The organism is Streptomyces sp. NPDC051133 (assembly GCF_040682635.1).
Lineage (GTDB): Bacteria > Actinomycetota > Actinomycetes > Streptomycetales > Streptomycetaceae > Streptomyces.
In genome coordinates this window covers 1-12,286 of sequence record NZ_JBFBBK010000078.1, presented here as the reverse complement: position 1 = coordinate 12,286, position 12,286 = coordinate 1, and the positions used below count along the sequence as shown (strand labels likewise).

Genomic DNA, 12,286 nt, shown 5'->3' with positions numbered 1-12,286 from the left:
GGGTGTCACCGCCGACGGGGTCCAGGACCAGGTCGACCCCGCGCCCGCCGGTCGCCTGCCGCACCGGCTCCTGGAAGGCGCCCGCCAGGGCCCCTCGTGAACGCGCCGTTGGTCAGTCGGTCGGTTCGTCAAACTTCGTCACGTACAGGTTGGTGGTCTGCGACCCGTCGTCCAGGTACCGGGGGCGGACTTCCATGCACTTCGCAGCGACCAGGCGGCGGATCGTGCGTTCCACCGTTGACCGGCTCACTCCGAACTCCGCCGCGATCGTGTCGATTCCCGGGAAGATGGCATCAAGCCCGCCGTACCTGGCGCGCAACCAGTCGTAGAGCCAAACGTCTTTGAACGCCCTCTTCACGACCCAACCGGGGGTCATGGAGAAGCCGCGGGGACCCTCATGGGCTAGCCCCTCGGGGGGCGCATTGTCCGACATAGGCAGAATGTCCTTCCTGCCCCGAACCGCTACTAGGCGCAAGACGCACGCGCCCGGTATGCTGACCCGAAGCGATAGCAGCGCGAGCGGCCCCCCGGCGACCAACCACAGGGGCCGTTTCGCATTTCTGGATCATGTTGTGCGATCCAGATTTTGCACTAGTGGTGCAGATGAGCCTACTCCCTGTGCAACAGAAAGCGGATCACCTGGGGGTGATCGTCGTCTGGGTGCCGCCGATGCACGCGGTGCGGCGCGCGGCGGGGAGTTGGCTCACCGCGTGATCGGCACCCCGCAGCAACTCCGGTACGGGGATGCCGTAGTGGGCCGACAGCTTGTCGAGATCGTCAAGACTCCAGCATGACCCCTTCATGCCGCCGGACTGTTTGCGGGACACCTGTCCCTGACTCAGTCGGAGGCCGCGCGCGAGGTCAGCCTGAGTCTCGCCGGTCGCGAACATCAGGGCCGCCACGGTGAGCCGTAAATAGCCCGCTGTACTGGGCATATGGGCAACTCCCATGAAATATGAACTGGGCGCATACGGGCGTTCAGGAAGAGCGCTTCCCCTTGCGGGCCGGCGCGCTCTTCTCTCTTACCGGGAGGCCGGCCTCGGTCAACCAGCGGTAGAGCACGCTAGGGCCGACGCCCGCGAGTTGGCGGATGCGGCTCCGGCCGGCACCGAGGCGGGCCGCGTTCACGGCCGCAGGCTTGATCTCCTTCGTCAGGATCTCCTCGGCCTGCTTCAGCAGCGCCGCCCGTCGCTCGCCTGCGTCTTTGACGGCGCGTAGCGCGGCCGCCTGCTGCTCTTCTGGGATCTCGGTCACGCGGCAGAGCATAGCGAAAAACACTGGCAGTGTCCTGGTTGCACCGCCGGTGTTTTTTGTGTCATGGTGGTGCAGCCCCGGAAACGAGGGCGGCCCCCGACTGGGTGTTGGAGCACCCATGGGTTGTTGGAGCAACCCGTGCCGAGGGCCTTGACCGACCGCCTTTGATGCAGACAAAGGAGGTGCGATCCGTGACGGATCGTATCGTCAGCGCGCCCACCAGCGCGCCCGTGCAAGACCTCGTTGAGCGCCTGGTGGGCGACGACGACCGCCGCGGTTTCGAGTTGGAGCCCGAGACCGCCCCCACCACCCCCGCCCCGATGATCGGGGGCGTGTCGTGGGTCTGAGGGATCGCAAGCCGATCAGCACCGCGCCCGGCGGCCCGCACGCCGACAAGGGCACGCCGACCGAGTACCGCCCGAGCCGTGGTGGCTGGTACCCCGTCGAGGACAAGCCGGTTCCCGGCACCCCCCGCAACGGTGAGCCGCGGGAGGCCCGGTGAAGAAGACGAAGACCGTCGAGGAGTACCTGAGCGGCCTTCAGGCCCCGGCCCCCGAGCCCAAGACCAAGTCCAAGCAGACGGTGGACGCGGGGAACGCGAGCGTGCAGCGCGGCCTCACGAGCACCAGTGCACAGACCGGGATCACCACGACGACTCGGGGGTTCCGTCGATGAAGCGCAACCCCCTGGCGTTCCTGTGGTCCGACGTCCGCCAGCACGGCGGCGGGGGCGACACCATGGGCAAGCCCGCCAAGACCGCCACCGAGGCGGACCGGCAGGGCTGGGCCAACTCGGATGCCACCCACGGGTTTTCGCGTGGCGTAGGGAGCGGCGGCGGTCGCCGTTCGATCTTCGGCCGGAGGCGCTGACCCGCACGCCCCACTGAAACCCCCTCGTCACCGGAAGCGCACCCGCCGCAGGATGGGCGGACGGAGCCACCGCGTGACAGTCCCGGAACACGGCGCGAGGCTGCCGGATCAACTCCGGCCCGGGACACCGACACCGACCAGACCGACCAGGAGAGGACGCCAGTGGAACCCGAGTTGATCACCCGGGCGCGGCTGACCGAGTGGGCAGATGAATGGGACCGGTTGGCGATTCGCGCCGACGCGGGCGCCCGTGACGGCGAACTCGTCGCCGCTGACCCCTCGCGCAGCGAGTACACCCGGATGTGCGCGGCGCGGGCCGCTCAGATCGCCCGTGGGCACGCCCGCGAGTACCGGGCCGAGGCGTTGGTCATGCGCGACGGCGAGGTGCCGGAGCCGTACTGGCACATCTACACGACCGAGGACCCCGAGACCCTGTGATCCCCGCCCCGACCACCCCTCAGCACGACAGAGGAGAGCACGTGACCACCATGACCGACCCGCGCACCGAGGCCGCTCCCGGGCGTCCGCCGGAGCCGGAGCCCGCCGCCATCGAGGCGCCGGCCGCCGGGGCGGACGGTACCGGCCGCGCCATCGAGGCCGGCACCGAGAACACCCCGGAGCCGGAGACGCCGGCCGCGCCGCGCCGCCGACTCGCCATGATCATGTGGGCCGTCGCGATCGTCGCGATCCTCGCCGGGTTGGTCGTCGCCGGCGTGGGGTTCGCCCTCAGCTATCACGCGCTCGTTGACGCGGCGCGCGGATGGGGCTTCGGCTCGAAGGGGTCGTACGCGTTCCCGATCGGCGTGGACGGCCTGATCGTGGCGCTCTACTCAATCTCGCTCGTTCTGGCGTGGCGCCGGATGCCCAAGCCCATGCTGTTGGTCGCCGCGCACGCCACCACCGCCGTGACCATCCTCCTCAACATCCTCGCGGCCGCCGACAGCGCGCCGGGGCGTCCCGGAGTGTGGGAGGTCGCGAGCACCGACCCGGGGCGTCTCCTCGCGCACGCCGCAATGCCGGCGGCGTACGTGCTGCTGACCGAGGCGGCGCGTCACCTGATCACCCGCACCGCGCGGCTGGAGTCGGGCGAGCGCGGTCTCACCCTCGCGGACTGGCTCCTGCGCTTCGGAACCACATGGTGGGTGTTCCGCACCGCCAAGACCCATCCGATGTCGTACTCCGAGGCCCGGAAGATGCGCCGTGAGCTGGCCATTTACCGCGTGTGGATTCAGTACCGCGAGGAGATCGAGGGCGCCCGCCGCAAGGCGGCCGAGGGCGACAAGGAGTTCAACGAGCACGACATGGTGACCGTGCTGGACCGCCTCCCCGATCTCCTCGCCCCCTACGGCGTCACGGCGGAAGAGGCGTTGGCCCTGCCGGACAAGATGCGCGCCCGTGAGCAGAAGCGCCGTGCCGACCGTGAGCGCGCCGAACAGGCCCTCGCCCACCAGGAGGCGGCCGACCGCCGTGAGCGCGAGCACGCCGACAAAATGGCCCAACTCGCGGCCAAGGCTGCCGAGATCAGGGCGAAGGGTGAGCTGGACGCACTGGAAGCGACCGTTGAGGGCGAGACCAAGGCGGCAGTGCACCGCGCGGCGGCGGCCGCCGACACCGCCGGCATCGAGGCGGCTGCCCAGCGCAGCCACGCTGAGCGGACGGCGACCGAGGCGCAGCGCCGCGCGGCGGCCGAGGAGGAAGCCGAGGAGTCCGCCCGCACGGCGGCGGCCCGCCTCAAGGCGGCCGAGGACGACAAGGCGGCCCTTGCGATCGAGCAGCAGAACCTCCGCCGCCGTCAGGAGGTCGCCGACGGGCAGAAGCGGGCCGTCGACATCGAGGCCGAGGCGCAGCGCACGGCGCGGCGCGCGGCCGAGGACAAGGCGGCGGCGGCCGCCGCCCTACGTAAGGAGTTCGAGGACCGTGAGGCCGCAGCGCGCGCCGAACTGTCCGCCCTCGCTGCCGAGGACGCGGCGGGCCTGAGCCAGCGGGAGCGCACGATTCGTCGCGTCGCCCGGATGATCCTCGCGGAGGCGGACGGGGAGGCCCTGCGGCTGCCCCTGGCCCGGATCGAGGAGGCGTTCAACGTCGCCAACGGGACCGCCTCCGGCTACCAGGCCGAAGCGGCGCGGCTGATCGCCTCCGGCTACGACTACCGCGCCGATCCGCTCCACCAGGCGGCCGCCTACTCTCACGGGACGTGATCGCTCCGTGACGGGTCCGGCGGGGGATTGGGCCCCCGCCGGACCTCCCTCCCAGAACTGACAGCGCGTCACCAGAGAGGCAGATCCAGTATGACCCCACGTACGACGGACACCGGCAGTTGCCGCGTCACCCTTCCCCCCATCCGGCACCAGTGGACGAACGCTCCGGCCCCCGCTCGGCCGTGGCTGGCCCTCGGCGGTGACGAGCTGCGCGTGCGCGCGTACCTGTGGCGGGTCCTGGGTGTCGGGGCGGCCGCGGCAGGGAGGGCACAGTGAGCAGCAGCGACAGCGACGATCAGCCGTGGTGGAGCGTCAAGGCCACGGGCGCGGACTCCGGCGACGACGACCGCCAGGAGGAGCGCGAGGCCCTGACGGACGCGGCGGCTGACCTGCGGTACGCGGCCGAGTACATGCGCGACGCGATGACGCCGGCCGCGCCGCCCGAGGAGTCGAACTGGGACTTCACGTGGCTGACCCAGATGCGGAAGCGCAGCGACAACGGGCGGGCGTTCGTGGACTCGCTGTGGACCGTCGGACCGGCGTACACGCTGTTTCTCGCGTCGCAGCGCTTCGATTTCGGGACCGCCGCCGGAATGACGTTCCTCGGATTCATCGTCATCGGCGGATGGCACCTGCGCGTAGAGCGCAAAGCGACTCGGCTCCTTACCTGGGGCCTGCCGGTGGGACTCGCGTACTACGCACCCGTGGCAATCATCTTCGGACTCGGCAAAGTGCTCGTAGGGGGCTAAGAAATGCGCACCGTAACTCTCGGAATGTTCACCGTCGGATTCCTCATCCTGATCGCGCGGGTGGGATGGTTCTACTTCAAGAGCAAGTCCCGCAATTGGTCCGATCTGATGCCGTTCGGACTTTCGGCGGTTTCCTTTGCGGCGGCGGGAGCCTGCGCGGGCGGAGTCATCGGCACCATCATGAACTGGGCCCGAAACGGAGTCGGAAAGGCCGGTGACGTCGCCCTCGAAAAGGGCACCGGAGCACAACACGTAGAAATCTCGCGTCCGGCGGAATTTGGCACCCTCACCCCGTTCGGCGCGGTGATCATGCTCGGTCTGATCGTGCTGTTCGTCGTCATCTACAAGAGTGCGAAGCGCAAGCCGAAGAAGGAACTCACCTGGGGCGCCCCTTGCGGCTTGACCCTCGGCCCGTTCCTCGGCGCCGTCACGATTACTCCGCTCATCAACTGGATCGGTGAAGTCGGGATTCAGCAGACGTTTTTCAGCTGACCGACCGACCCCCCCGCCCGGCCCGGACGGAGACCCCGTCCGGGCCGCGCCCTTCCCTCCTCGAACAAGGCGCCGGAGACGCGAGATGAGCGACGACACCACCCCCATTGACCTGGAAAAAGAGCCCACATCAGCCGAGGCCCCCGCCGCGGCCGCGCCCGAGGCAGCCGAGGAGCCGGCCGAGACCGCCGACGGCGAGAGCACCGCCGCCGCAGGCCTCGGCCGTACGACCATGACCCGGATTGGGCGCGGCGCCCGCAACGTCGGGGCGAGCGTGCGGCACACCCTCAGCACCGGTCACCAGTCCGACGAGGAGTTCCGCCGGCTCCTCGTCCAGCGCCAACTCGCGGCGTACGACGAGGTACGCGAGACCGCCCGCGAGGAGCTGGACGACGTCCACAAGCGCATCACCCGACTCGAACGCATCGGGGCGGAAGAGGGGTGGACGCCGGAGCAGCGCCAGGAGGTCAAGATCCTCCGGGACCAGCGCAAGAACCGCTCGGCTGCACTGAAAGACCTGATGAAGACGGAGTTCGTCCCCGTCCAGCCGACCGCCGACCAGATCAAGCGCGCCCGCCGCGCGGGCAGCACGCGCCGGTTCGTCGCGCTCCTGGTCGTGATCGGCCTCCTCGGTCTGCTCCTCGTACGGGCCCCTCAGCTCTTGCTCCTGGTGCTCCCCGTCGGCGTGGCCGTCCTGTGGTGGCTCGGTCGGCAGCCCCCCACCCTGACGCAGCGTCCCGTCCCGGAACGCCTCCTCGCCCGCACCGAACTCGCCCTGCCCTCGCAGGCCGGCGCCGCCGCGGGCGCCGTCGACCCGGAGGAGCCCCGCCAGTACCCGATCGCCGACGTCGCCACCGCGGAGGAGGCAGAGGAGGCGGTGCGGCGGGTCATCACCGCAGTTGGCGGCGACCTCGCGGCCGTCACCGACGGGCGCCGCGAGCCGTGGGGGTGGTCGGTCCGTGTGCGGTTCCGCGACGGATCGCCGGACGACCTGAACGAGGAGAAGACGTACAGGCGGCTGATCACCGCTTGGCGCCTGCGCCGCGCCGGCCTCCTCATCGAGGCCGACCCGGAGTTCGGCGACACGTGCACGCTGCGTCTGGTCATGCGCGACCCGTTCACGCCCGAGTTGGTGGGCGCCGTCCCGTACCGGGCGCCGCTGTCTACCTCGATCGTTGATCACTTTGACTTCGGTGTGGGCATGGACGGGAGCGAACTCGCGTTCAGCCTCGCCGGACTGATGCTGATCATGGTGGGCGACACCGGTAGCGGTAAGTCCGGGATCGCCCTCGCACTGGCCGAGGCCATCACGTCCACCCGGGACGCCGTCTTGATCAACCTGGACCCCGCCGGGTCCGGTGTCGGGGACCTCGGCCCCGCCATCACGCTTGACGCCTGCATGGATCAGGCGCTGATCGGCAACGTCCTGGACTTCCTGATCAAGCTGTGCTCGGCCCGCGCCCGCCAGCGCAAGGCGCACGGGTGGGGCAACAAATGGCGGATGAGCCCCGAACACCCCGCGTTCGTCGTGCACATGGACGAATGGCCGCAGCTTTCCGAGAAGAATAAGAAGAAGCTCATCAGGGCAATCATCATCGGCCGTAAAGAGGGCGTCTGGTTCGAGGGCTTTTCCCAGTGGGGAACCAAGGACTATTTGGGCGACGCTATCGGGCCGAAAATGCCGGGCAAGATTCTCGGGGCATGCCGCAGGGTTGACGTCACCGAACTTCTCGGGGGTGGCTCGATTGGCGAGGGTTACCGCGCCGATCTGCTTCAGCCCGCGACCCACACCGAGGTCGGCGACGCCGGACAGATCTACGCTCAGGGCCTCCCTGGAATGCCCAAACGACCGGTGCGCTACAAGTTCCGGGAGATCACGTCCGAGTACGCCGCACGGATCGGTGCGGAGCGCGCGGCGGCCGGCCTGCCCGACGTCACGCACACGCTGACCGAGGCGGGCATGATCAAGGAGTGGCGCAAGCTCCTGGCGGCGGCCGCCGGGTCCGCTCCTGTCGTCGGCGGGGACGACGACGAGCCGGACGTGCCGCACGTCCTCCTCGTCATCGCTGAGGCGTTCGTCCAGGAGGACGACGCGGAGTTCCTGACCCTCGATCAAGTCCACGCCTACCTCAAGAAGGACGACGCGGCGAAGTGGGGCCGCTGGGACGACCGCGACGACAAGGGGCGGCTGACGGAGTTGGGCAAGGCCCTCTCGAAGGAGCTGCGCAACGCGGGCGTCAAGCTGGCCTCGAAGCGGAACACCGAGCTTGAGGGGGACCCCCGCGGCTACTACGGGGCCGAGGTGGAACAGGCCCTTGCGGACGTCTCTTCGGGCGACGACTCGGACGACTCCGAGGACGATTCCTGACTGGCTGCCCATTGGCGTTGACTGGCTCACGGCGTCAGTCAGCGTCAATGGGCAGCCAATCACGAAACCAATGCTGACCTGCGGAAACCAATCAATCCAATCAGGTAGCGGCACCCCCCGTTTCCCGCCGGAACCGGCCCTCTGGGGCGTCTGAACGGGGGCGTCCGGTCCTGATCGGCCGAACGGCGCCCGTCCGAATCGCTCCGCCCCCACCCGAGGGCCTGAGACCATCAGACGAACCCCACCAGGAGGCCACACAGATGCAGCTTGCCGAGCCGTCCCCCGACCCGTGCGCGAACGTCGTCGGCCTCGCCCGGGACGCGTGCCAGGGCAAGTCCACCACCCCGACCGACCCGACCGCGGCCCTTGATCCGCTCAGCTCACTCGCCCACTCGTTCGCCCGGGGCGCGGCCTGGACGGTCGAACGGGTCGGGCACGCCCTCGATGGGTCCGCCACCGTCGACTTCACGAGCGTCAAGTTCCTCCAGCAGTACGCGATCGTGTTCGCGGCCTCCACGGTGCTGACCCTCGTTCTGTGGCTCATCGCAGTCGCCAAGCGCGCCATGCGCGGGGTGCCGCTCCCCACCGCGTTCGGTGAGGCGGTCGGGTTCCTCTGGCTCACCGTGATCGCCTCGGCCTTCACGCCGCTCACACTGCAAGTCGTCGTGAGCGCGGTCGACTCGGTCACCAACGCCGTGACCGGTTCCGACGGCAGCATGCCGGCGCTCTTCAAGACGCTGACAGAAGTCCTGCGCCGTGATGGGGACATTATCGGCGGCGGCCCGATCATGCTGATCGTCGTTTCCCTGGTGACGATGATTGCGGCCGGCCTCCTCGGCATCGAACTCGTTCTGCGGGCGGCGGCCCTCTACCTCGGCGCGCTCCTCGCCGTCGTGGTCTATACGGCGCTTGTCGACCGCGACTTGTGGGGCAAGGTCCGCATGTGGGCGGGCGTCATGGTCGCCGTCATCCTGCTGAAGCCGGTCATCGTGATTGCCCTTGGAATCGCCGACGTTTTCACTCAGGGGCAGGGGTCGGACCCGGGAACAGTGATCGTCGCCGGAAACGCCGTCGTCATCATCGCTATCGGGGCGGGTATCGCCATCTTCCGATTCGTGCCCGGATACGGGGATGACATTAAGGCAGGCCTCGCCGTACGAGCCGGAGCGGCAGCCGGACGCGGCGCCCTAAAGGTGACAGGCTCCGCCGCCGGAATCGTCGCCCAAGGAATCCAGACGCACGGCGGACGCAGCGACGGCAACCGAGGCCGCTCCGGCGGACAAGGCGGCGGGAAGATCAACGGCGTAAACGGCGTCCGTGACGGAATGTCGACTCACGGCAGCCGCGGAACCGGAAAGCAGCCGAAGAAGAAAGACGGCAACTGACACCACCCGCGCATGCCGTATACGGAAACGGCAAAGGGGCCTGCGGTCACCACCGCAGGCCCCTTCCGTTTATGCGGATTCCTTATCCGCCCAACTTGGTCAGTATCGGCGGCATGCGCTCACCGCTCACCGCCGTCAGCGAAATAACGGCGTGACCGGTTTGCAGTTCGTTCGCCAATTCCGACGACGACCACCGTTGCCGCTCCTCGCGGCGCATGGTGACCGATTTGGTTGTCACATGCTGACCGGTGACCATTTTCCGCACTGCGTGCCAAACCTTCGTCCCGGGATGCTCGGCGCGCACCTGCCGGTGAGTGACCATTTCTGTTTCCACCCACTCAGTGCCCCACGCCGTCGCGAAATGCTGCGCATCCCACGAACTCACACCCACACACGCGACACGGCAACCCACCGCCGCCAATAGGTGATCCCTCAGACCCTCGGGGATATCGCTCAGGTTCCGCAGGGAAAACAACACACCCGCATTGCTCCGCCGGAGACTTTGCAGCCCGCGCAGGGAATGAGGCGTGACGGTCTGGACAGCGTCCTCAAGAACGAGGAACGCGAACACGGACTGATCTCGGCGGGACGTCGCCCACACGGTGAATTGCGCGAGCACCAGGCGCGCGAGGATTCGCGAGGCGTCCGCGTGCACCCGCTCCGGCAGATCAATACGCACCCGGACCGGCCTATCAAGGTGTTGCAGCGAGAACACCGACCGGTCGCCGGCCGCGCTCCCCAACCCCGGCGCGGCGAGGAAGGAGTGGAAGGCCGGCCGGTCCAACAGCGCCACGCGGGTGGACAACGTCTCCGCAGGGCCCCCAGGAGCCGCTGAGCGCCGCTCGAACGCGTCCAACTCCCGCAGGTGGGCGGTTGCCTCCCGCTCGTCCAGAGCGGCCCGCAGAGCGGCGCGTGCGGCCTCGTCGTCCAGGAGGTCGCGCAGCTCGTCGACGCCGGGGAACCGGTCGTGCACCGCACGCCACGGCCCGAGGAGCTGCGCGAGAGCCGTAGCGGCCCAACGGTCGTCGCGGCCGGCCTCGGCGAGGTCGCCCACCAGGGCCTCGGCGAGCACCGCGGCCGCCTCGTCCGCGTCGTCCAGGCCGGCGTACAGGTCGAGGCCGTGCGCGATGCTCGGGTCACCCGCCCGCAGCACCACGTCAAAGGCGCGGTTCTGGGGCGCTGCGGAGCCGGACGACGTCACGGCGACCACCGCGGCCTGCCCCGCGAGGGCCTGAAGACACAGCGACTCGATCACCGGCCCCACGATGCCCTCGGACGGCTCCCGCCCCGACGGGCCGACCACCACCGCCGACGTACCCAACACCGCCGGATCGAGGGCGATCCCCGCCCCTCGGTAGGCGTACGGGTTGCGCGGGGAGTCGGCCGCCGACCCGATCCGCACCTGACGCAGCGGGAGGTCATGCCGCGCCGCACGGGCCGGAAGATCACGCGCGCCCGACCCGTGAGCACAGGCAGCAGCGCCGCGCGTCCGTACCTCCTCCGTGATCTCGGCCCGCGCCCGACCGGTCCGCCACGCGTGGTCAATCCGGACATAGTCGACGTCCGTCATGCGGCCCTCGCGCAGCTCGGCGGCGAGGGCGTCCGCCGCCGCAACCGCGCCGTCTGCCCGGAGCTGGGGCCACAGGGCCGGATCGGACTCAGGCGGAGGCGGCGGTGCGCCCTCGGCGGCCGCCGCCGTGGCGTTGGCCTGCCGTACGGCGGCCCGCGCACGACGTAGCAGCTCAGGCCACCCCCCGAGGCGCCCGAAGAACACCACGACGATCCCGAGCACGACCGCGTAGTACGTCCAGGAGGCGATCACGAAGTACGTCGATTGGAACTGGCCGTCAGGAGTGATCAGGATCAGGGGCCAGATCCAGTATTGGCCCAGGTAGCCGTTCCACAGCAGCGACCACAACAGCCACCCCACCAGCGCCGACACCCCCGCGCCGACGAGGAGTTGCCGCGTCGGCACCCGGTCGGGCTCCTCGGCCGCGCGCGGCTTGTGCCCAGCACGCCAGATACCCGGGCCCGCCTTGGGCCGAGGCATCCGCAACCACGTGACCAGCGGATGAGCCGCCGCACCAGGCGGAGCCGGCGGCCGCGGCGGGAGCGCAGGAGGCGGCGGTGGGGTCGCGTCCGCGCGCGGCACCCCGCGCTGCTCCTGGCCGTGCTGCTCGCTGTCCATCCCCGTCTCCCTCTGTCGTCTCGCGCTGCCAATTTATAGGCGACTTGGGACGCTTCGGCCGCCCATAAAACGCGCCAGAGACTGAGGGCACTGCACCTACTGAGATTCAGTAAATGCAGTGCCCTCAGTAATCTCAGTACCGAGCGCGCCCGAGGCCGACACCCACGCGCCCGAGATCATCCGAGGCGCGCGTGAGACGACTACAAGTCGACATGAGACCACCCCCAGCGCGCCCGAGACCCCTCGAACACAGCACCGATTCAGAGGCCTTGATCGGACGTCACCGAATCCTCCGTCAGAAACACACCCGAGAGAATCACCGGCCTCCCGGAGAAGGCGGGAGATGCGGCTAAGATCACGCGAGTGGATAAAGCGCAACTCCCCGAGAGTGACGAAGTTCTCCGCGAAAGGCTTACTCGTCACGTGGGCGACATTCGGATGAAGCTAGAGATGCTTACCGGTCCCGATACGCCATTTCAAAAGAACCCAACCCCGGAGAATCTACTTTCCGTTTTGGCCGGACTGGTTGAGGCTTCTGGTGAGTTCAGAGATATTGCAAAGGAGATCTCCGATAGAGGCGAATGAGCGACAGGCATTTTTGCGGTTTTGGTATTCGCTCCGCACTCGCCATTCTCTCGATTCCTGGTCTTTTGGCTTTCCTGTGTGGTGTAGACCAGTCTGTGAGGGGCGGACGGGTCGCACGTCACGTTCTGTAGCGTTGACTTGATCTTGCGGAGGGGGTAGACACGGGCCCCCTCGTGGCTGCATACTGTAGCTGCAAGG

16 protein-coding genes are annotated in these 12,286 nt (G+C 68.8%); 12 read left to right on the top strand and 4 right to left on the bottom strand.

The window, feature by feature from the left end; all coding sequences use genetic code 11:
* Positions 1-112: 112 nt before the first annotated feature.
* The 3 genes from AB0N17_RS42005 to AB0N17_RS41995 all read right to left on the bottom strand — a co-directional run bounded on the left by AB0N17_RS42005 (position 113) and on the right by AB0N17_RS41995 (position 1,254).
* Complete coding sequence (locus AB0N17_RS42005; protein ID WP_361220886.1) at positions 113-433, bottom strand: hypothetical protein; 321 nt, start codon at positions 431-433, stop codon at positions 113-115.
* A 202-nt stretch (positions 434-635) separates the two neighbouring features.
* On the bottom strand, positions 636-935 hold the full coding sequence (locus tag AB0N17_RS42000; protein WP_366016958.1) for a helix-turn-helix transcriptional regulator: 300 nt from the start codon (positions 933-935) through the stop codon (positions 636-638).
* 43 nt (positions 936-978) lie between these two features.
* Positions 979-1,254 carry a hypothetical protein gene (locus tag AB0N17_RS41995; RefSeq protein WP_366016957.1) on the bottom strand — a complete coding sequence of 92 codons (276 nt, stop codon included), beginning with the start codon at positions 1,252-1,254 and terminating at the stop codon, positions 979-981.
* Positions 1,255-1,445: 191 nt separating this feature from the next.
* Here AB0N17_RS41995 and AB0N17_RS41990 point away from each other — a divergent pair, with 191 nt between their 5' ends.
* The 11 genes from AB0N17_RS41990 to AB0N17_RS41940 all read left to right on the top strand — a co-directional run bounded on the left by AB0N17_RS41990 (position 1,446) and on the right by AB0N17_RS41940 (position 9,315).
* Positions 1,446-1,601 carry a hypothetical protein gene (locus AB0N17_RS41990; protein ID WP_366016956.1) on the top strand — a complete coding sequence of 52 codons (156 nt, stop codon included), beginning with the start codon at positions 1,446-1,448 and terminating at the stop codon, positions 1,599-1,601.
* Entirely contained in the window at positions 1,592-1,756 is a 165-nt protein-coding gene (locus tag AB0N17_RS41985; RefSeq protein WP_366016955.1) for a hypothetical protein, read from the top strand. Before AB0N17_RS41990 ends, AB0N17_RS41985 begins: the two co-directional genes overlap by 10 nt.
* On the top strand, positions 1,753-1,929 hold the full coding sequence (locus AB0N17_RS41980; protein WP_366016954.1) for a hypothetical protein: 177 nt from the start codon (positions 1,753-1,755) through the stop codon (positions 1,927-1,929). Before AB0N17_RS41985 ends, AB0N17_RS41980 begins: the two co-directional genes overlap by 4 nt.
* Positions 1,926-2,123: a hypothetical protein gene (locus AB0N17_RS41975; RefSeq protein WP_366016953.1), complete on the top strand. Its 198-nt coding sequence runs from the start codon at positions 1,926-1,928 to the stop codon at positions 2,121-2,123. The genes AB0N17_RS41980 and AB0N17_RS41975 overlap by 4 nt, the downstream gene beginning before the upstream one ends.
* 162 nt (positions 2,124-2,285) lie before the next feature.
* Positions 2,286-2,561, top strand: coding sequence for a hypothetical protein (locus tag AB0N17_RS41970; RefSeq protein ID WP_366016952.1), 276 nt, complete (start codon positions 2,286-2,288; stop codon positions 2,559-2,561).
* Positions 2,562-2,611: 50 nt separating this feature from the next.
* A complete protein-coding gene (locus AB0N17_RS41965) occupies positions 2,612-4,321 on the top strand; it encodes a DUF2637 domain-containing protein (RefSeq protein WP_366016978.1) in 1,710 nt (569 codons plus the stop codon).
* A gap of 90 nt (positions 4,322-4,411) precedes the next feature.
* Positions 4,412-4,597: a hypothetical protein gene (locus tag AB0N17_RS41960; RefSeq protein WP_366016951.1), complete on the top strand. Its 186-nt coding sequence runs from the start codon at positions 4,412-4,414 to the stop codon at positions 4,595-4,597.
* Positions 4,594-5,070: a hypothetical protein gene (locus AB0N17_RS41955; RefSeq protein WP_366016950.1), complete on the top strand. Its 477-nt coding sequence runs from the start codon at positions 4,594-4,596 to the stop codon at positions 5,068-5,070. Before AB0N17_RS41960 ends, AB0N17_RS41955 begins: the two co-directional genes overlap by 4 nt.
* Before the next feature lie 24 nt (positions 5,071-5,094).
* Positions 5,095-5,562 carry a hypothetical protein gene (locus AB0N17_RS41950; RefSeq protein WP_366016949.1) on the top strand — a complete coding sequence of 156 codons (468 nt, stop codon included), beginning with the start codon at positions 5,095-5,097 and terminating at the stop codon, positions 5,560-5,562.
* Positions 5,563-5,647: 85 nt separating this feature from the next.
* Complete coding sequence (locus tag AB0N17_RS41945) at positions 5,648-7,930, top strand: hypothetical protein (protein ID WP_366016948.1); 2,283 nt, start codon at positions 5,648-5,650, stop codon at positions 7,928-7,930.
* Positions 7,931-8,190: 260 nt separating this feature from the next.
* Positions 8,191-9,315, top strand: a complete 1,125-nt coding sequence (locus tag AB0N17_RS41940) for a hypothetical protein (protein ID WP_366016947.1) — start codon at positions 8,191-8,193, stop codon at positions 9,313-9,315.
* A gap of 82 nt (positions 9,316-9,397) precedes the next feature.
* Here AB0N17_RS41940 and AB0N17_RS41935 read toward each other — a convergent pair whose 3' ends face one another.
* Positions 9,398-11,503, bottom strand: a complete 2,106-nt coding sequence (locus tag AB0N17_RS41935) for an ATP-binding protein (protein ID WP_366016946.1) — start codon at positions 11,501-11,503, stop codon at positions 9,398-9,400.
* 363 nt (positions 11,504-11,866) lie between these two features.
* Between AB0N17_RS41935 and AB0N17_RS41930 the strand changes: the two genes are divergently transcribed.
* A complete protein-coding gene (locus AB0N17_RS41930; RefSeq protein WP_366016945.1) occupies positions 11,867-12,088 on the top strand; it encodes a hypothetical protein in 222 nt (73 codons plus the stop codon).
* Positions 12,089-12,286 lie beyond the last annotated feature (198 nt).

What these genes read in the sequence shown, in the direction of transcription:
- AB0N17_RS41960 (WP_366016951.1), top strand. Translation starts at nt 4,412, where the DNA reads ATGACCCCACGTACGACGGACACCGGCAGTTGCCGCGTCACCCTTCCC.
- AB0N17_RS41975 (WP_366016953.1), top strand. Translation starts at nt 1,926, where the DNA reads ATGAAGCGCAACCCCCTGGCGTTCCTGTGGTCCGACGTCCGCCAGCAC.
- AB0N17_RS42000 (WP_366016958.1), bottom strand. Translation starts at nt 935, where the DNA reads ATGCCCAGTACAGCGGGCTATTTACGGCTCACCGTGGCGGCCCTGATG.
- AB0N17_RS41940 (WP_366016947.1), top strand. Translation starts at nt 8,191, where the DNA reads ATGCAGCTTGCCGAGCCGTCCCCCGACCCGTGCGCGAACGTCGTCGGC.
- AB0N17_RS41945 (WP_366016948.1), top strand. Translation starts at nt 5,648, where the DNA reads ATGAGCGACGACACCACCCCCATTGACCTGGAAAAAGAGCCCACATCA.
- AB0N17_RS41935 (WP_366016946.1), bottom strand. Translation starts at nt 11,503, where the DNA reads ATGGACAGCGAGCAGCACGGCCAGGAGCAGCGCGGGGTGCCGCGCGCG.
- AB0N17_RS41965 (WP_366016978.1), top strand. Translation starts at nt 2,612, where the DNA reads ATGACCGACCCGCGCACCGAGGCCGCTCCCGGGCGTCCGCCGGAGCCG.
- AB0N17_RS41950 (WP_366016949.1), top strand. Translation starts at nt 5,095, where the DNA reads ATGTTCACCGTCGGATTCCTCATCCTGATCGCGCGGGTGGGATGGTTC.
- AB0N17_RS42005 (WP_361220886.1), bottom strand. Translation starts at nt 433, where the DNA reads ATGTCGGACAATGCGCCCCCCGAGGGGCTAGCCCATGAGGGTCCCCGC.